18 protein-coding genes are annotated in these 18,496 nt (G+C 66.9%); 6 read left to right on the forward strand and 12 right to left on the reverse strand.

Annotation, left to right across the window (positions count from 1 at the left end; translation table 11 throughout):
• Positions 1 to 69: 69 nt before the first annotated feature.
• The 8 genes from tfpB to rpsF form a co-directional block, all read right to left on the reverse strand.
• Positions 70 to 1,860: a type IV pilus assembly ATPase TfpB gene (tfpB, locus tag BN2503_RS06470; protein WP_054255835.1), complete on the reverse strand. Its 1,791-nt coding sequence runs from the start codon at positions 1,858 to 1,860 to the stop codon at positions 70 to 72.
• A gap of 29 nt (positions 1,861 to 1,889) precedes the next feature.
• Complete coding sequence (locus tag BN2503_RS06475; protein ID WP_054255836.1) at positions 1,890 to 2,654, reverse strand: class I SAM-dependent methyltransferase; 765 nt, start codon at positions 2,652 to 2,654, stop codon at positions 1,890 to 1,892.
• Positions 2,626 to 3,210 (reverse strand): DNA-deoxyinosine glycosylase, encoded by a 585-nt coding sequence (locus tag BN2503_RS06480; RefSeq protein WP_054255886.1) that lies wholly within the window; start codon positions 3,208 to 3,210, stop codon positions 2,626 to 2,628. The genes BN2503_RS06475 and BN2503_RS06480 overlap by 29 nt, the downstream gene beginning before the upstream one ends.
• Positions 3,211 to 3,282: 72 nt before the next feature.
• Positions 3,283 to 4,695: a replicative DNA helicase gene (gene dnaB / locus BN2503_RS06485; RefSeq protein WP_054255837.1), complete on the reverse strand. Its 1,413-nt coding sequence runs from the start codon at positions 4,693 to 4,695 to the stop codon at positions 3,283 to 3,285.
• A gap of 108 nt (positions 4,696 to 4,803) precedes the next feature.
• A complete protein-coding gene (gene rplI / locus BN2503_RS06490; protein ID WP_054255838.1) occupies positions 4,804 to 5,253 on the reverse strand; it encodes a 50S ribosomal protein L9 in 450 nt (149 codons plus the stop codon).
• A 12-nt stretch (positions 5,254 to 5,265) separates the two neighbouring features.
• Positions 5,266 to 5,547 (reverse strand): 30S ribosomal protein S18, encoded by a 282-nt coding sequence (gene rpsR / locus BN2503_RS06495; protein WP_054255839.1) that lies wholly within the window; start codon positions 5,545 to 5,547, stop codon positions 5,266 to 5,268.
• 18 nt (positions 5,548 to 5,565) lie between these two features.
• On the reverse strand, positions 5,566 to 5,856 hold the full coding sequence (priB, locus tag BN2503_RS06500) for a primosomal replication protein N (protein WP_054255840.1): 291 nt from the start codon (positions 5,854 to 5,856) through the stop codon (positions 5,566 to 5,568).
• A 15-nt stretch (positions 5,857 to 5,871) separates the two neighbouring features.
• A complete protein-coding gene (gene rpsF / locus BN2503_RS06505) occupies positions 5,872 to 6,240 on the reverse strand; it encodes a 30S ribosomal protein S6 (protein ID WP_054255841.1) in 369 nt (122 codons plus the stop codon).
• A 222-nt stretch (positions 6,241 to 6,462) separates the two neighbouring features.
• Between rpsF and grpE the strand changes: the two genes are divergently transcribed.
• The 4 genes from grpE (at position 6,463) to BN2503_RS06525 (ending at position 11,739) form a co-directional block, all read left to right on the forward strand.
• Complete coding sequence (grpE, locus tag BN2503_RS06510; protein WP_054255842.1) at positions 6,463 to 7,005, forward strand: nucleotide exchange factor GrpE; 543 nt, start codon at positions 6,463 to 6,465, stop codon at positions 7,003 to 7,005.
• 82 nt (positions 7,006 to 7,087) lie between these two features.
• Complete coding sequence (gene dnaK, locus BN2503_RS06515; RefSeq protein ID WP_054255843.1) at positions 7,088 to 9,046, forward strand: molecular chaperone DnaK; 1,959 nt, start codon at positions 7,088 to 7,090, stop codon at positions 9,044 to 9,046.
• 98 nt (positions 9,047 to 9,144) lie between these two features.
• Positions 9,145 to 10,278 carry a molecular chaperone DnaJ gene (gene dnaJ / locus BN2503_RS06520; RefSeq protein ID WP_054255844.1) on the forward strand — a complete coding sequence of 378 codons (1,134 nt, stop codon included), beginning with the start codon at positions 9,145 to 9,147 and terminating at the stop codon, positions 10,276 to 10,278.
• A 96-nt stretch (positions 10,279 to 10,374) separates the two neighbouring features.
• Positions 10,375 to 11,739 carry an MBL fold metallo-hydrolase gene (locus tag BN2503_RS06525; protein ID WP_054255887.1) on the forward strand — a complete coding sequence of 455 codons (1,365 nt, stop codon included), beginning with the start codon at positions 10,375 to 10,377 and terminating at the stop codon, positions 11,737 to 11,739.
• Positions 11,740 to 12,051: 312 nt separating this feature from the next.
• Here BN2503_RS06525 and BN2503_RS06530 read toward each other — a convergent pair whose 3' ends face one another.
• Entirely contained in the window at positions 12,052 to 13,017 is a 966-nt protein-coding gene (locus BN2503_RS06530) for a Bug family tripartite tricarboxylate transporter substrate binding protein (RefSeq protein WP_054255845.1), read from the reverse strand.
• 119 nt (positions 13,018 to 13,136) lie between these two features.
• The gene (gene argH, locus BN2503_RS06535; RefSeq protein WP_054255846.1) at positions 13,137 to 14,606 is read right to left on the reverse strand and encodes an argininosuccinate lyase; all 1,470 of its coding nucleotides are present in this window, start codon (positions 14,604 to 14,606) and stop codon (positions 13,137 to 13,139) included.
• Between the two features lie 52 nt (positions 14,607 to 14,658).
• On the opposite strand from argH, the gene BN2503_RS06540 reads away from it, so the two are divergent.
• Positions 14,659 to 15,696: a sensor histidine kinase gene (locus BN2503_RS06540; RefSeq protein ID WP_054255847.1), complete on the forward strand. Its 1,038-nt coding sequence runs from the start codon at positions 14,659 to 14,661 to the stop codon at positions 15,694 to 15,696.
• Positions 15,697 to 15,792: 96 nt separating this feature from the next.
• Positions 15,793 to 16,557: a LytR/AlgR family response regulator transcription factor gene (locus BN2503_RS06545; protein WP_054255848.1), complete on the forward strand. Its 765-nt coding sequence runs from the start codon at positions 15,793 to 15,795 to the stop codon at positions 16,555 to 16,557.
• Between the two features lie 22 nt (positions 16,558 to 16,579).
• On the opposite strand, the gene BN2503_RS06550 is transcribed toward BN2503_RS06545, so the two are convergent.
• Both BN2503_RS06550 and BN2503_RS06555 read right to left on the reverse strand, forming a co-directional pair.
• Positions 16,580 to 17,482, reverse strand: coding sequence for a ZIP family metal transporter (locus BN2503_RS06550; RefSeq protein ID WP_054255849.1), 903 nt, complete (start codon positions 17,480 to 17,482; stop codon positions 16,580 to 16,582).
• A gap of 72 nt (positions 17,483 to 17,554) precedes the next feature.
• Complete coding sequence (locus BN2503_RS06555; RefSeq protein WP_054255850.1) at positions 17,555 to 18,448, reverse strand: dienelactone hydrolase family protein; 894 nt, start codon at positions 18,446 to 18,448, stop codon at positions 17,555 to 17,557.
• Positions 18,449 to 18,496 lie beyond the last annotated feature (48 nt).

Here is an 18,496-nt window from a genome sequence, read left to right on the forward strand (position 1 = left end):
AGCTCTTAATTTGATAGCTGCTAGCGCTTTCCAGCAAAGGGCTGGAGCCCTATTTTGCTAGAGGCACCGTCATGCCTCAACAGGCGGCGTGACAGCCACCACCTCCTCCAGCGTGGTCAGCCCCTCGGCCACGCGCAGCGCACCGGCCAGCCGCAGCGGGCGCATGCCGTCGTGTACGGCCTGGCGGCGCAGGGCATCGATGGACGGGCTTTGCGTCACACGGTCCTTGAAAGCCTCGCTCACCGTGAGCAGTTCATACAGGCCCATGCGGCCACGGAAGCCCGTCATGCGGCACTCCACGCAGCCCACGGGCTTGTAGGGCTGGTAGCCACCGGAGAGCTTCCAGGGCCGCACGGCCTCGGCCAGGTCTTCCATGCGCGCGTTCTCGTCGCGCTGCTTGCACTGCGCGCACAGCGTGCGCACCAGGCGCTGCGCCAAGATGCCCAGCAACGTGGCGTTGATGAGGTAGTTGGGCACGCCCAGCTCCATCAGGCGGCTCACGGCACTGGGCGCGTCGTTGGTGTGCAGCGTACTGAACACCAGGTGGCCCGTGAGCGCGGCCTGCACCGCCATCTCGGCCGTGGGCAGGTCGCGGATTTCGCCCACCATGATGATGTCGGGGTCCTGGCGCATGAGCGCGCGCAGGCCCTCGGTGAAGTTGAAATCGAGCTGCGGCTGCACCTGCGTCTGGTTGAAGCTGGGCTCGATCATTTCGATCGGGTCCTCGACCGTGCTGACGTTGACCTCTTCGGTGGCGATGCGCTTGAGCGTGGAGTACAGCGTAGTGGTCTTGCCCGAGCCGGTAGGGCCCGTCACCAGAATGATGCCGTGCGGGCGCCGCACCAGGCCCTCCCAGCGGTCGGCGTCGTGGCGCGCGAAGCCCAGCGCGTCCAGGTCCTTGACGGCGTTGTCGGGGTCGAAGATACGCATCACCATCTTCTCGCCGAAGGCCGTGGGCAGGGTCGAGAGGCGCATTTCCACCTCGTCGCCGCGCGGGTTGCGCGTCTTGATGCGGCCGTCCAGCGGGCGGCGCTTCTCCACCACGTCCATGCGCCCGAGCAGCTTGACGCGCGCCACCATGGCGTTGAGCACGCCCATGGGCATCTGGTAGACCGGGTGCAGCACGCCGTCGATGCGAAAGCGGATCACGCCCTGCTCGCGCCGTGGCTCCAGGTGGATGTCGCTGGCGCGCTGGTCGAAGGCGTACTGCCACAGCCAGTCCACCACGCGGATCACGCCCTGGTCGTTGGCATCGAGCTGCTTGTTGGTCTTGCCCAGCTCGACGAGCTGCTCGAAGGTGCTGCCGCTGGCGCTGCCGCCGCTCTTCTGCGCCGCGCGCACCGACTTGGCCAGCGCGAAGAACTCGCCCATGTAGCGCTGAATTTCCTGCGGATTCGCCATGACGCGGCGCACGCTGCGGCGCGACTGGCGCTCGACCTCGGCCACCCAGTCGTCGATGAAGGGCTCGGCCGTGGCCACCACCACCTCCTGCGGCGTGACCTGCACCGGCAGCACCTTGTGGCGCTCGGCGTAGTTGGCGCTCATGGCGTCGGCCACACGGCCCACGTCCACCTTCAGCGGGTCGATGCGCAGGTAGGCCAGGCCGCTGCGCCGCGCGACGTACTCGGTCAGCTCCTCCAGCGGCAGCGGGCGGCCGCCCTCGGCACGCGCCATGGCCACGCTGGCCAGGCGCACCAGCGGGTGCTGGTGGCTCTCGCCCTGCGAGCAGCGGGCGATGGTGCGCTGGGCCTCTTCGGAGGTGATGACGCCGTCCTCCTTCAGCCAATCGACCACGCGGCGCCAGTCCAGCGGGCCGGTGATGCGGGGTGCGGACTCGGTCTTGGGGGGGGTGGAATGCATGGGACGTTCTCCTGCTTGTTCTCGCACCACTATCGCGCCACGGGCTTGAACACGCGCAGCCATTTGGTCGCCGGCAGTTCCCAGCGCGCCTGCACGGCTTCGGCGCGCGCGCGCAGCTCGGCCGGCTTGGGCCGCGTGGCCTGGCGCTGCGCCAGCACCACGGTGTTGCCCTCGCGCGTTGGCTTGAAGGCCCACAGCGCCTCTTCGCCAAAGGCCTGCGCCATGCTGGCCAGGCTGCGCTCATAGCTCGCGGAACGGCCAAAGAGGTTGACGGTCATGCATCCCTCCTCGGTCAGGAGCGCGCGGCAACTGGCGTAGAACTCCGCGCTGTCGAGCACCGGGGCGGCGGCCTCGTGGTCGTACAGATCGACCGCCAGCGCATCCACCGTGCCGAGCCATTCGGGCTTCTGGATCTCCTCGGCGGCGTCGGCCAGCACGACGCGCTGCAGGGGGCCGTCGGGCGGCAGCTTGAACCAGGCACGGCACACAGCCTCCACGCGCGGATTCAGCTCGACCACGGTGCAGCACATGCGCAGCTTCTTGCGGCAAAACTTGGTGATGGCACCCGCGCCCAGGCCCAGCTGCATGGCGTGGCGCTTGGCAACGCTGGCGGGCTCGACGAACAGCAGCCAGGCCATCATGCGCTGCACGTATTCCAGCTCGATGGCAAAGGGATCGTCCAGGCGCATCGAGCCCTGGATCCAGGGCGTTCCCAGGTGCAGGTTGCGCACGTTGCCGTATTCAGAGACGCTGACCTCGGGCAGGTCAGCCGCAGCAGTTTTCTTGCGGGCCAATGGTATCCACCAATCCAAAAGGGGCCAGGGCTTCAGCCCAGGCGTTGCATTTGCGCTCGAAGCGCCAGGAGGCGTTGGCCGGGCTGGTCGATGGCAGGCGCAGCGACGGCAGGCCGTCGCCCAGCACCGCGCGCACCGCCTTGGCGTGCCGGAAGCTCTCGCCGCCATTGTGGGCGATGGCGGCCAGGCGCGGACAGCGCGCGCGCAGCGCGGCAAAGTCGTTGAGCACGGCGTTGCGGATGCGCGCGTCCAGGCTGCCCTCACGCTCACACGCGGCGTACACGTCCCACAGGCCCAGGCCGCGCGCCAGCAGCCACGCACAACGCGCGGCGTAGTCGTCGCGCCCGGGCAGCGGGTGCTGCGGCCACAGCGCCTGGAGCACAGGCCAGAACTGGTTGTGCGGGTGCGCGTAGTACTGCTGCGCGCGCAGTGAGGCCACGCCGGGAAAGCTGCCCAGCACCAGCACCACGGTGCGCGCGTCGGCCACTGGACCAAGGCCCGTGAGGCGCACAAGGGGCGGCGATGGCGTGGGCGGGGTGTTGTCCCCGGTGGGCATGGGCATGCGTGGGTTAACTATCAAAAAGAGAGCTGCTAGCGCTTTTCCATCAAGGGCTAGAGGCCGATTTGATTAAAAATCATCGCTCCCCATGGCCAGGTTCTCGAAGCGCGTCTGGTTCTTCTGGAAGAACAGCTTCACCGTGCCCGTGGGGCCGTTACGCTGCTTGCCGATGATGACCTCGGCGATGTTGGGCTCGTTCGAGTCCTTGTTGTAATAGTCGTCGCGGTAGATGAACATGATGATGTCGGCATCCTGCTCGATGGCACCCGATTCGCGCAGGTCGGACATCATCGGGCGCTTGTCGGTACGCTGCTCGACCGAGCGGTTGAGCTGCGACAGTGCGATCACCGGGCACTGCAGCTCCTTGGCCAGCATCTTCAGGCCGCGCGAGATCTCGCCGAGCTCGGTGGCGCGGTTGTCGGAACCGCTGGAGCCCGAGCCGCTCATGAGCTGCAGGTAGTCGACCACGATCAGGCCCAGCTTGCCGCACTGGCGCGCCAGGCGCCGCGCGTTGGCGCGCAGTTCAGTGGGCGTGAGGCCCGGCGTTTCGTCGATGTGCAGGCTCACGGTGCGCAGGCGCTCAATGGCCTCGGTGAGCCGCGGCCACTCCTCGTCCGAGAGCTTGCCAGTGCGCAGGTTGCCCTGGTTCACGCGGCCGATGGAGCCCACGATACGCACCGCCAGCTGCGCCGCCCCCATTTCCATCGAGAAGATGGCCACGGGCAGGCCTTCGTTGAGTGCCACATGCTCGGCAATGTTCACGGCGAACGAGGTCTTGCCCATCGAGGGGCGCGCGGCCAGCACCACCAGGTCGCCCGCCTGCAGGCCGCTGGTCATGCGGTCCAGATCGGCGAAGCCGGTGGGCACGCCGGTCACGTCCACGGGGTTGTCGGCCATCTCCTGCACGCGGTCGAGCAGGTCGATCACCAGCGTGTCGAGCGACTGAAAACCCTGCTTGGTGCGCGAGCCCTCCTCGCCAATGGCAAAAATCTTCGCCTCGGCCTCGTCGAGGATGCGCTCCACCGTGCGGCCTTGCGGATTAAAGGCGTTGGTGGCGATCTCATCGCTGGCGGTGACCAGCTTGCGCAGGATGGCACGCTCGCGCACGATCTCGGCGTAGCGCCGGATGTTGGTGGCACTGGGGACGTACTGAGCAAGCTGGTTCAGGTACAGCAGCCCGCCCACCTCCTCGGCCTTGCCAAGGCCCTGCAGGTGCTCGTACACGGTGATCACGTCGGCCGGCTTGCTGGCATTGATCAGCGCACCGATGGCCGAGAAGATCAGCTGGTGCTCATGACGGTAGAAGTCGCCCTCGCGCAGCAGGTCCCCCACACGATCCCAGGCATTGTTGTCCAGCAGCAGGCCGCCGAGCACGCTCGACTCGGACTCCATCGAATGCGGCGGCACGCGCAGCTGCGCCACCTCGCGATCAAGCGGCGGCGGGACAAAGTCATCATCGAGCGGGGGCATCACGGCAGACATGGCAATCCTCGGGCAAGCCCGTCATCGTACTAGGCGGATGGACAACAGGCAGAAAACACAAAAGCCGCCCGGAGGCGGCCTTTGCAGGGCAAGCGGGGAACCCGTTGCTTAGGCGGTTTCGCCGTAGACCGAAACGGTCACTTCGACCACCACGTCGGTGTGCAGGGCCACGCTGATGGTGTTGTCGCCCACGGTCTTGATCAGGCCGGGCATACGGATTTGCGACTTGACCAGCTGGAAGCCCAGCTTGTTGATCTCTTCGCAGATGTCGTGGTTGGTCACGGAACCGAACAGGCGGCCGTCCACGCCAGCCTTTTGGGTCAGCTTCACGGTGGTGCCAGCGAGCTTCTCGCCTTGGGCCTGAGCGGCAGCCAGCTTCTCAGCGGCGGCCTTTTCGAGTTCAGCGCGCTTGGCTTCGAACTCGGCCTTGGCGGCAGCCGTGGCACGGCGGGCGCGGCCCGTGGGGATCAGGAAGTTGCGGGCGTAGCCGTCCTTGACCTTGACGATCTCGCCCAGGTTGCCGAGGTTCACGACCTTGTCGAGCAGAATGATTTGCATGGTTCGTGCTCCTTAGATCTTGTGCTGGTCGCTGTAGGGCAGCATGGCCAGGAAACGGGCGCGCTTGATCGCCGTGTTCAGCTGGCGCTGGTAAATGGCGCGCGTGCCGGTCAGACGTGCGGGAATGATCTTGCCGTTTTCGGCAATGAAGTCACGCAGGGTGTCGACGTCCTTGTAGTCGATTTCTTCGACGCCAGCGACGGTGAAGCGGCAGAAGCGCTTGCGCTTGAACAGCAGCGACTGGGTGTTGCGCTTCGGACGCTTGTCCTTGTTGAATTTCTTGAACGTGGCCATTTTCGAGCCTCTTGAAAATTAATCTTGTTGAATGTCCTGGATGTGGAGCACCACCGACTTGCCGTTGCGCGACATGGCCAGAAATCCCTGAAAGCGAAAACAGCTCCCGAGGTTTTGGCGTGCCAGCCGCTCAGCCAACGTACCGAAGGCCATGGCCTTGATCGCCAGCTTGACGTCCCGCGCCTGTCCTGCATCCATCTGGCGCGACCCATGTTCGAGTCGCAGATCGAGGGCAGGCAAACCGGCGGGGGTGTAGCGCAAAGGCTGGGCCTCTGCGATACAGGCGGTCAAGGCAACGTGGTTATCCACACTCCCCGTGCGCTATCAGGCGGCGGCCTGCTCAGCCTGGCTGGCCTTGCGGGCTTCTTCGCGCTCGACGGTCTTCATCATCGAGGAAGGACCCGTTTCAGCCTTCTTCTTCTGCACGGTCAGGTGACGCAGCACGGCGTCGTTGAACTTGAAGGCGTGCTCGAGCTCGGCCATCACAGCCTGGTCGGCTTCGATGTTCAGGCACAGGTAATGGGCCTTGGCAAGCTTGTTGATCAGGTACGCCAGTTGACGGCGGCCCCAGTCTTCCACGCGGTGGATCTTGCCGCCGCCCTGGGTGATCATGCCCTTGTAACGCTCCAGCATGGCCGGAACTTGCTCGCTCTGATCCGGGTGGATCAACAAAATGATTTCGTAGTGACGCATGCACACTCCTTTTGGTTGAAGCCGCCCGCTGCGTCAAGTAGCGGTGTGGCAAGGCAAAGGGCAAGATTATAGCCGCGCACAAAGCGCTTGTACACTTAGCCGCTCTGACTGCCGGCATTTCAACCCGCACGAAGCCGGTTTTCACACCCCAAGCCGCGCGTCTTGAAAAAGGCCGCCCCGCCCCCATGTGCGGGCCGTCACGGTTTTCAACACTTTCCAAACATGTCCGAGCAAAACCCTCAAGCCACCCCGCCCTCGCCCGAAGAAGTCGAAGCCGCCATGGCCGCCAACACGGCCGACGAAATGGCGCGCCTGCAGGCCGAGCTGGCCGAACTCAAGGCCAAGAGCGCCGATCTGGCTGACCAGTTCCTGCGTGCCAAAGCCGAGGCCGAGAATGCCCGCCGCCGCGCCGAGGACGAAGTGTCGAAGGCACGCAAGTTCGGCGTCGAAAGTTTCGCCGAGAGCATGCTGGCCGTGTGCGATAGCCTCGACGCAGCCCTGGCCATCGAGAATGCCACCGTGGCCCAACTGCGCGAAGGTTCGGACGCGACGCGTCGCCAGTTGCTGTCTGCGCTGGAGCGCAACAAGGTCATCGTGGTGGCGCCGGCGCCGGGCACCAAGTTCGACCCCCACCAGCACCAGGCCATCAGCATGGTGCCGGCCGATCAGGAACCCAACACCGTGGTGAGCGTGCTGCAAAAGGGCTACCTGATCGCCGAGCGCGTGCTGCGCCCCGCCCTGGTCACCGTGGCGGCGCCGAAATAAATCGCGCCTCGCCCCCTTGAAAGCCAGCCAAGTTATCCACAGTTAACCCGCATCCAAACATTCCAGCATCACGGAGAACAACATGGGAAAAATCATCGGTATCGACCTGGGCACCACGAACAGCTGCGTTTCCGTCATGGAAGGCAACACCACCCGCGTGATCGAGAACAGTGAAGGCGCACGCACCACGCCCTCGATCATTGCGTACCAGGAAGACGGCGAGATCCTCGTCGGCGCCTCGGCCAAGCGCCAGGCCGTAACCAACCCGAAGAACACCATTTACGCAGCCAAGCGCCTGATTGGCCGCAAGTTCGAGGAAAAAGAGGTGCAGAAGGACATCGACCTGATGCCCTACACCATCACCAAGGCCGACAACGGCGACGCCTGGGTCGAGGTGCGCGGCCAGAAGCTGGCCCCTCCACAAATCAGCGCCGAAGTGCTGCGCAAGATGAAGAAGACCGCCGAGGACTACCTGGGCGAGCCCGTGACCGAGGCCGTGATCACCGTGCCCGCGTACTTCAACGACGCCCAGCGCCAAGCCACCAAGGACGCTGGCCGCATTGCGGGCCTGGAAGTCAAGCGCATCATCAACGAGCCCACCGCTGCTGCCCTGGCCTTCGGCCTGGACAAGGCTGAGAAGGGCGACCGCAAGATTGCCGTGTATGACCTGGGCGGTGGCACGTTCGACGTGTCCATCATCGAAATTGCTGACGTCGATGGCGAGAAGCAATTCGAGGTGCTCTCGACCAACGGCGACACCTTCCTGGGTGGCGAAGACTTCGACCAGCGCATCATTGACTACATCATTGGCGAGTTCAAGAAGGAACAGGGCGTCGACCTGTCCAAAGACGTGCTGGCCCTGCAACGCCTGAAGGAAGCCGCGGAGAAGGCCAAGATCGAGCTGTCCAACTCGGCTGCCACCGACATCAACCTGCCCTACATCACGGCAGACGCATCGGGCCCCAAGCACCTGAATATCAAGCTGACCCGCGCCAAGCTGGAGCAGCTGGTGGAAGAGCTGATCGAACGCACCATCGCCCCCTGCCGCACGGCCATCAAGGATGCCGGTATCAGCGTGTCGGACATCAACGACGTGATCTTGGTCGGCGGCATGACCCGCATGCCCAAGGTGCAAGAGAAGGTCAAGGAATTCTTCGGCAAGGACCCACGCCGTGACGTGAACCCCGACGAAGCCGTGGCCGTGGGCGCCGCCATCCAGGGCCAGGTGCTCTCGGGCGACCGCAAGGACGTGCTGCTGCTCGACGTCACCCCGCTGTCCCTGGGCATCGAGACCCTGGGCGGCGTGATGACGAAGATGATCACCAAGAACACGACCATCCCGACCAAGTTCGCGCAGACCTTCTCCACGGCCGACGACAACCAGCCCGCCGTGACCATCAAGGTCTACCAGGGCGAGCGCGAGATGGCCTCGGGCAACAAGCTGCTGGGCGAGTTCAACCTCGAAGGCATCCCGCCAGCACCGCGCGGCCTGCCCCAGATCGAGGTGAGCTTCGACATTGACGCCAACGGCATCCTGCACGTGGGCGCAAAGGACAAAGGCACCGGCAAGGAAAACAAGATCACCATCAAGGCGAACTCGGGCCTGTCGGAAGACGAGATCCAGCGCATGGTGAAGGACGCCGAGCTGAACGCGGCCGACGACAAGAAGAAGCTGGAACTGGTGCAAGCGCGCAACCAGGGCGAAGCCGCCGTGCACAGCGTGACCAAGAGCCTGGCCGAGCATGGCGACAAGCTCGACGCCGGTGAGAAGTCCGCCATCGAAGCCGCCGTGAAGGCGCTGGAAGAAGCGCTCAAGGGCGAGGACAAGGCCGCCATCGACGAAAAGACCACCGCGCTGATGGCCGCCAGCCAAAAGCTCGGCGAGAAGATGTACGCCGATGCCCAGGCAGCCCAGGCTGCGGCCGGTGCCGCCGAAGGCGCGGCCGGTGGTGCTGGCGCGGCTTCCTCGGCCCAGGGCGGCAAGCCTGCCGACGACGACAACGTGGTCGATGCCGAGGTGAAGGAAGTCAAGAAGGGATGATGCAGCGCTTGCGCTGACACAAGCCGCCGCGCTGGTGCCTGCCGTGATGCAGGTGGCCCGCGCGGCGTTGCATCTTTCAAGCCACCGGATTCCCCAGCATGTCCAAACGAGACTATTACGAGGTTCTGGGCGTCCCCAAGAACGCCTCGGACGACGACATCAAGAAGGCTTATCGCAAGCTCGCGATGAAGTACCACCCTGACCGCAACCAGGGTGACGCGGCCAAGAACGCCGAGGAGAAATTCAAGGAGGCCAAGGAAGCCTACGAGATGCTCTCCGACACGCAAAAACGCGCGGCCTACGACCAGTACGGCCACGCTGGCGTGGACCCCAACATGCGCGGCCCTGGCGGCGGCGCGGAAGGCTTTGGCGGTTTCGCCGAGGCCTTTGGCGACATCTTCGGCGACATGTTCGGCGGCGCGCGCGGCGGACGCGGTGGCCGCCAGGTCTACCGCGGCAGCGACCTGTCCTACGCCATGGACATCTCGCTCGAGGAGGCCGCCAACGGCAAGGATGCGCAGATCCGCATCCCCAGCTGGGACAGCTGCGACACCTGCCACGGCAGCGGCGCCAAGCCCGGCACCAGTGCCAAGACCTGCACCACCTGCAGCGGTGCCGGTGTGGTGCAAATGCGCCAGGGTTTCTTCAGCGTACAGCAGACCTGCCCGCACTGCCGTGGCACGGGCAAGATCATTCCCGAGCCCTGCACGGCCTGCCATGGCCAGGGCAAGATCAAGCGCCAGAAGACGCTCGAGGTGAAGATCCCCGCCGGCATCGACGACGGCATGCGCATCCGCAGCACCGGCAACGGCGAGCCAGGCACCAACGGCGGCCCACCGGGCGACCTGTACATCGAGATCCGCATCCGCAAGCACGACATCTTCGAACGCGATGGCGACGACCTGCACTGCCAGGTGCCCGTGAGCTTCATCACGGCCGCGCTGGGCGGCGAGATCGAGGTGCCAACGCTGCAGGGCAAGGCCGTGATCGACATTCCCGAAGGCACACAGGCCGGCAAGCAGTTCCGCCTGCGCGGCAAGGGCATCAAGGGCGTGCGTGCCAGCTACCCCGGCGACCTGTACTGCCACATCGTGGTCGAGACGCCGGTCAAGCTCACCGAGTACCAGCGCAAGCTGCTGCGCGAACTGGAAGAGTCGCTGAAAAAAGGCGGCGGCAAGCACTCGCCCTCCGCGGAAAGCTGGACGGATCGGCTCAAGAGCTTCTTCAGCTGAAGTCGCGCCCCCCGCGCCCAAAACCGCCTGCGGCCCCGCCCAGGCGGTTTTTTTCTGGGTACGATGGACTGCAGGATCACCACGGAGCGTTTTTCCATGAGCGTCAGCATCACCTTCCTGGGCGCCGCCGGCACCGTCACCGGCTCCAAGTACCTCGTGCAGCACGCGGGTCAGCAATTGCTGGTCGATTGCGGGCTATTCCAGGGCTACAAGAGCCTGCGCGAGATGAACTGGGAACCGCTGCCGGTGCCCGCCTCGCGCATCGACGCCGTGGTGCTCACCCACGCCCACCTGGATCACAGCGGCTACCTGCCCCTGCTGGCACGCCAGGGCTACGCCGGGGCGGTGCACTGCACCGCAGGCACGCGCGACCTGTGCGGCATCCTGCTGCCTGACAGCGGCCACCTGCAGGAAGAAGAGGCCTCCTACCTGAACCGCCACCGCCTGAGCCGCCACGACCCGGCACTGCCGCTGTACACACGGCTTGACGCCGTGCACAGCCTGCGCCTGCTGCAGGCCCACCCGCTGCACCAGCCTTTCGAGCCGCTGCCAGGCTGGCGCGCGCGCTTCTTCGGCGCCGGGCACATTCTGGGCGCAGCCAGCGTACTGCTTGAAGTGGGCGGGCAGCGCATCTTGTTCTCGGGCGATCTGGGCCGGCCGGACGACCCGCTGATGCTGCCGCCCGAAGCCCCCCCGGCTGCCGATGTGGTGTTGGTCGAGTCGACCTACGGTGACCGCGAGCACCCCGCGCTGTGCATGGAGGACGAACTCGCCCCCGCGCTCACGCACCTGGCCGCACACGGCGGCGTGGCCGTGGTGCCGGTGTTCGCCGTGGGACGCGCACAGCAGCTCATGCTGGCCATCGCGCGGCTCAAGGCCCAGAACCGCATTCCGGCCAACCTGCCGGTGTACCTCGACAGCCCCATGGCCGTGAGCGCCACGCAGCTGCTGGGCGAGCACATGGGGGCGCACCGCCTCACTGCGGCGGAGCTCCACACCATGACCCAGGGCACGACGCTGGTGCGCACCACCGACGAATCCAAGGCCCTGGCGCGGCTGCACGGCCCGCGCGTGATCCTGGCTGCCAGCGGCATGGCCACGGGCGGGCGTGTGCTGCACCACCTGGCGCTGCACGCGGGCCACCATCGCAATCTGATCCTGCTCACCGGCTACCAGACCCCGGGCACACGCGGTGCACGCCTGGCTGCGGGCGAAAAAAGCGTGCGCATGCTGGGGCAGGAGGTAGCGATCCGCGCCAAGGTGCAGCAGCTGCACTCGGCCTCGGCCCATGCCGACGCCACCCAGCTCATCGGCTGGCTCGGCCAGATGCCGTCGGCGCCGGGCAAGGTGTTCGTGGTGCACGGGGACATGGGCGCCTCGGACGCGCTGCGCCAACGCATCGAGCACACGCTGCACTGGCGCGCACAGGTGCCGCACGCCGGCGCCAGCTACACACTCTGAAGATGAAACAACACCCCCCTGAGGCGCTTTGCGCCTTCCCCCCCGCTCTCGCATGGCTACGCCATGCGGGCAGGGGGACGCAGCCAGCGCGGCGGGGCGGCCCTTGCGCGGCTGCCCGCGCCTAGGCCGCGCCGGTTGCATCGGCTGCGGGTGGCGCGAGGCGCCATGGATAACTGAAACACTTGGCCTTTTGTGGCGCTGGAGCTTACCCAGCAAGCGCTAGCAGCTCTTATTTCAGGAGCACAACACCCCATAAAACCGGTGCCGCCCGAACGGGGGAAGCCGCGCAGCCGCTCAGTGGGGTGTTCCCACTCACTGCGGCTGGAAGCCGCTGGTCTGGATGATCTTGCGCCACACCTGCGTGTAGGCCTGCTCGCGCGCGGCCAGTTGCGCGGGGTTCATGTGCCCTACCGTCAAGCCCATGTGCGTGAGCTGCTCGCGCACCGGCGGCAGTGCCAGCACCTCGGCCACGGCGGCGCTGAAGGTGTCGATGGCTTTCTGCGGCGTGCCCTGCGGGGCGTAGAAGCCGTAGTAGGGCATGTCTTCGAAGCCCGGCAGGCCCAGCTCGGCGAACGTGGGCACATCGGGCAGTTCGGCCTGGCGCTTGCCGCCGAGCACGGCGACGAAGCGGATCTTGCCCGCGCGGTGGCTCTCGATGAAGTCCTGCACCGAGCCAATGCCGGCCGCGATCTGGTTGCCCATCATGTCGGCCAGCAGCGGCGCGCCGCCGCGGTAAGGCGCGGCCACCAGGTCGAGCTGGTAGCGCCGCGCCAGCAGCTGCACCAGAAATTCGGGCGTGGACGCCGGTGCCGGAATGCCCACCGCGCCTTTGCCGCCGTGCTGGCTGCGCAGCCAATCGACGTAGCCGGTGAAGCTGCGCGCCGGGGTACCGCCAGCCAGCGCAAAGCCGTTGACGAAGCTGGCGATGCCGGCCACGGGCACAAAGTCTTCGTCCGGTGCAAAGCCCGGGTTCTTCACCACCTGCGGCAGGATGGAGATGGTGTGGTCGTGCGTGAGGAACAGCGTGGTGCCGTCGGCGGGCGCCATCTTCAGCGCGCGCGCCGCGATCTGGCCACCGGCGCCGGGGCGGTTCTCCACCACCACAGGGGTGCCGAGACGGTCCTTGAGCTTGTCGGCCAGCAGCCGGGCGATGGCGTCGGTACCTCCGCCCGGGGGAAAGCCGACCAGGAGGCGCAGCGGCTTGCCGCCCTGCGCCCAGGCGGGCAGAGCGGCAGCGGCCAGTGCACTGGCGAGCAGGTGGCGGCGGGTGTGGGACATGGAGGGCTCCAGCGAATGCTATGAATACAGGAGCTGGTAGCGCTTTCCACAAGCCAGTTTCATAATGAAAACCATCCGAAACCCTTGCTGAACAAGCGCCAGCCGCTCCTATTTTTAGATCAACCCAGGCGTGCGCGGTGGCGCGCCAGTTGCGCGCGCACCTGGGCCGGTGCGGTGCCGCCGAGGGTGTTGCGCGCGTTCAGCGAGCCGCGCAGGCTCAGGCATTCGTACACGTCTTTTTCAATGCTGGGGTGAAAGCCCTGCAGTACGGCCAGCGGCAGTTCCGACAGGTCGCAGGCGTGCGCGGTGGCCGCCTTCACGGCGTGGGCCACGGTTTCGTGCGCGTCGCGGAAGGGCAGGCCCTTCTTCACCAGGTAGTCGGCCAGGTCGGTGGCGGTGGCGTAGCCCTTTTGCGCAGCGGCCTCCATGGCCTGCGGGTTGACGGTGATGCCGCCCTCTTTCGCCCCCGTCTGGGGATTCACCTGGCCGCCGACCATCTCGGCAAAGATGCGCAGCGTGTCCTTGAGCGTATCGACGGTGTCGAACAGCGGCTCCTTGTCTTCCTGGTTGTCCTTGTTGTAGGCCAGGGGTTGGCCCTTCATCAGCGTGATCAGGCCCATCAGGTGGCCCACCACGCGGCCGGTCTTGCCGCGCGCCAGCTCGGGCACGTCGGGGTTCTTCTTCTGCGGCATGATCGAGCTGCCGGTGGTGAAGCGGTCGGCGATCTTGATGAAGCCGAAGTTCTGGCTCATCCAGATGATGAGCTCTTCCGACAGGCGGCTCACGTGCACCATGCACAGGCTGGCGGCGGCGGTGAACTCGATGGCGAAGTCGCGGTCGCTCACGGCGTCCAGGCTGTTCTGGCACACGCCGTCCATGCCCAGCGTGCGCGCCACGCGCTCGCGGTCCAGCGGGTAGGTGGTGCCAGCCAGCGCCGCGCTGCCCAGCGGCAGCACGTTGGTGCGGCGGCGCACGTCGGCCATGCGCTCGGCGTCGCGCGCAAACATCTCCACGTAGGCCAGCATGTGGTGCGCAAAACTCACGGGCTGCGCCACCTGCAGGTGGGTGAAGCCGGGCAGGATCACATCCACGTTCTTTTCTGCCACCTCCACCAGGGCTTTTTGCAGATCGGTGAGCAGGCCGCCGATCAGGTCGATCTCGCCGCGCAGCCACAGGCGCACGTCGGTGGCCACCTGGTCGTTGCGGCTGCGGCCGGTGTGCAGGCGCTTGCCGGCGTCGCCCACGAGCTGCGTCAGGCGCGCCTCAATGTTCAGGTGCACGTCTTCCAGGTCGAGCTTCCATTCGAAGGCACCGGATTCGATTTCCTGCGTGATTTGCGCCATACCGCGCTGGATGGCCGCATGGTCGTCCGCGCTGATGATGCCCTGCGCAGCCAGCATCTCGGCGTGCGCCAGGCTGCCGGCAATGTCGGCCTGCCACAGGCGCTTGTCGAAGAACACGCTGGAGGTGTAACGCTTGACCAGCTCGCTCATGGGTTCGGAAAACAAGGCCGACCAGGCTTGCGCCTTGGTGTCGAGCTGGTTGGCGGAGGGCTGCGCAAGCGCGTGCGTGGATTGGCTGGTAGGCATGGGGAGGGAATAATCCGAAGGGTTCCGGCCCCCGGAACACCCGGACGCCGCAATGCAAGAGACGCAAATTTTATCGACGCCATCCCCCGCCGCTACCGCCACGCCGAAACGCGCCCTGGTTTTCGACGCCTGCCACGCCGGCGTGGTGCTGCGCGCCGTGCTGTTCGTCGAGGCCGTGGCCGGCGTGGGCGCGATGTTTGCCACCGAGACCCCCGCGCAGTGGCTGGCCGCTCTGGCGCTGCTCACGGGCGGCGTGCTGCCCGCCACGCTGGCCTGGTTGCTGGTGGCCTGCAGCCTCAAGGTCTGGCTGCAGCGCCTGTCGATCGCGCAGCAGTACACGGCGGGTGTGCTGCTGGGCACCCTGGCCGGGCTGCTGGCCTGCGCCTTGCTGGCGCTGGTGCTGGCCGACAACCCGCCCTGGCTGGCCTGCGCCGCCGCCGGCGCGCTGCTCTCGGCCCTGCTGGTGGCGGGCTTGATACTGCGTGCGCGCGCCCGTGCGCCCGCCACCACCACGGCGCGCCTGGCCGAGCTGCAGGCGCGCATCCGCCCGCACTTTCTGTTCAACACGCTCAACAGCGCCATCGCCCTGGTGCGCGCCGAGCCCGCACAGGCCGAAGCTCTGCTGGAGGATTTGAGCGACCTGTTCCGCCACGCCCTGGTCGAGCAGGGCGAGACGGCCACGCTGGGCGAGGAAATCCAGCTCGCGCAGCGCTACCTGGCGATCGAACAAGTGCGCTTCGGCGAGCGGCTGCGCGTGCAGTGGCTGCTTGACCCCAACGCCGACGGCGCTCACCTGCCGCCGCTGCTGCTGCAGCCACTGGTGGAAAACGCCGTCAAGCACGGCGTAGAGCCCAGCCGCCACGGCGGCAAGCTGCGCATCGCCACGCAGCGGCGCGGCGACCGGGTGGTGGTGCGCATCACCAACACCCTGCCAGCACCGCACGAGGGCAGCACCAGCACGCGCGGCCACGGCATTGCCCTGGACAACGTGCGCGCCCGCCTGGCCCTGCTGCACGACGTGCAGGCACAGTTCAGCACCAAGGTGAAGAATGGCCTGTACCAGGTGCGCATTTCGATCCCCTGCGGATGAGAAACGCCCCATCGTCCGCTGGCCTGGGGCGCACCCGTTTCGTACGATGCACGCCAGCCACCGTGCCATGAATGACCAACCAGATTCGAGGAGCCCATGCACATCCTGATCGTGGACGACGAAGCCCTGGCCCGCGCACGCCTGCGCACGCTGCTGGCCGACTGCCAGGCACAGCAGCCCCAGCCGCGCTACACCGTGGCCGAGGCCGCGCACGCCGCCGAGGCCCTGGCGCTGCTGCAGTCGCCCAGCGGCCGCGCCGTCGATGCCGTGCTGCTCGACATCCACATGCCCGGCCAGGATGGGCTGGCGCTGGCGCACGCGCTGCGCGCGCTGGCGCAGCCACCGGCCATCGTCTTCGTTACCGCGCACGCCGACCATGCCGTGAGCGCCTTTGAGTTGGACGCGGTGGACTACCTGACCAAGCCGGTGCGCCTGCAGCGCCTGCAGCAGGCGCTGGCCAAGGTGCAGCGTGGGCGCGGCACCCCGCCCGCCCCGGCCCCAGCGCCCGCGCCCAGCGCCGAGGGCGAGGCGCTGCTCATCCAGGACCGGGGCCGCACCGAGCGCCTGCCGCTGGCCGAGGTGCTGTACCTCAAGGCCGAGCAGAAATACATCACCGCGCGCACCGCGCAGCGCACCTACGTGCTCGACGGCGCGCTGCAGGACTTCGAGGCGCGCCATCCCGCGTACTTCCTGCGTGTGCACCGCAACGCCCTGGTTGCGCGCCACGCCGTGCGTGCGCTGGAAAAATACTGCGACCCCGAGGAAGGCGACGGCTGGGCCGTGCGCCTGCACGGCCTGGCCGAGCCTGTGGCGGTATCACGGCGCCAGATGGCTGCCGTGCGCGAGGAGCTCGCGCGCTGATCCTCAGCGGGCGAGACGCGCATCAGTGCCCATGCCCCTCCTCGTGGTCATGGGCGTTTTCGTGCACATGGCCGTGCACCGCGCCGGTGCCGTGCGCGTAGCGGTGCACCAGGCTGCTCACGGCCATCACCATCGCCATGCCGGCCAGCAGGCACACCACCTGCACCACGGTTTCGCGCGCGCTCAGGCGGCGTTGCAGTTGCGGAATCAGGTCGGCCAGCGCCACGTAGACGAAGCTGCTGGACGCCACCGCCAGGAAGTACGGCAGCCAGTCGTGCAGTTGCCCCACCAGGAAGTAGCCCGTCAACCCGCCCAGCGCCGTCACGGCGCCCGCCAGTGACACCTTGATGAGCGCCATGCGGCGGCTGGCGCTGTTTTGGCGCAGCACCATCAGGTCGCCCATGTGGTGTGGCACCTCATGCGCCAGCACCGACAGGGCCGCCACCAGGCCCAGGCGCATGTCGGCCATAAAGGCCGAGGCGATGAGCACGCCGTCGCCAAAACAATGCACGCTGTCGCCCGTGAGCACCGCCCAGCCCCCCGTTGCAGGGGCGTGGTGGTGATGGTGGTCATGGTCGTGCGCATGGCCATGCGCACTGCCATCTCCGTGCCCGTGGCCCGCGTGGTCGTGCCCATGCTCATGCCCGTGGTGCCACAGCTCGGCCTTGTCGAGCAGGAAAAAGAACACCACGCCCACCAGCAGCGTGGCGAACAGGTGGCGCGCCTCCACGGCGCTCTCGAACGCCTCGGGCAGCAGGTGCATGAAGGCCGTGGCCAGCAGCGCCCCGGCGGCCAGGCTGAGCAGCTGCTGCGGGCCGACCTGGCGCGCGGGCTCTGCCAGACCGGCGCGCATCAGGAACGCGGCCACCCAGACGCTGCCGATGCCGGCAGACAGTGTGGCCAGGAGAATTGCTAGCAATGTCATAGCTTTTAGCGCTTACCCAATAAGGGCCTGCGCCTGTTTTCATCAAAAAAAGCCCCGAAGGGCCAGGAGTCGTCAGGCTACGCCGTGCTGGCGCAGCCAGGCCAGCGCCCGTTTCCAGCCGTCCTCGGCCGCCTCCTTGCGGAAGCTCGGGCGGTAGTCGGCGTGGAAAGCGTGCGGCGCATCGGGGTAGACCACGAACTCGGACGCCTGGGCGGCGGCCGAGCCCTTGCGCAGGGCTTCTTTCATCTTATCGACCGTGTCAAGAGGGATGCCGCTGTCTTTTTCGCCGTACAGGCCCAGCACCGGCGCCTTGAGCGCGGCAGCCACGTCGAGCGGGTGGCGCGGCGTGAGCGCGTTGGCCTCGCCCGCGAGGCGCCCATACCAGGCCACGCCGGCCTTCACCGGGCCGTGGGCCGCGTACAGCCAGGTGATGCGCCCGCCCCAGCAAAAGCCGGTGATGCCCACCCTGGCCAGGTCGCCGCCGTGGGCGCCGGCCCAGCGCACGGTGGCATCCAGGTCGCCCAGCACCTGCGCGTCGGGCACCTTGGCGACTAACTCGCTCAGCAGGCGCGCCACCTCGGTGTATTGCGCGGGATCACCCTGGCGCGCATAAAGCGCCGGGGCAATGGCCAGATAGCCCTCGCGCGCCAGGCGGCGGCACACGTCGGTAATGTATTCGTGCACGCCAAAAATTTCCTGCACCACCAGCACCACGGGCAGGTTGCCGCGGCCCGCAGGCGCGGCGCGGTAGGCCGGCATCTGGAAGCCGCCCACCTCGATCTGCACCATGCCTGCCACCAGCCCCTGCGCGGGCGTCTGGATGGCGGTCTGCGCCATGACTGGCGCGGCGGCGGCCGCGTAGCCAGCCCCCAGCATCAGGTGCAAGGCGGTGCGGCGGCTGGCGCCGTCGGCGGTGTGGCCGGGCACGAGAGCATCGAGGTCTTGCTTCAGTTCGTCAAACGCCATGGCATCGCTCCTTGAAAAAAAGAAAAATCAGAGATTGGCTTTTACGCC

This window comes from Paenacidovorax caeni (genome assembly GCF_001298675.1).
Lineage (GTDB): Bacteria > Pseudomonadota > Gammaproteobacteria > Burkholderiales > Burkholderiaceae_C > Paenacidovorax > Paenacidovorax caeni.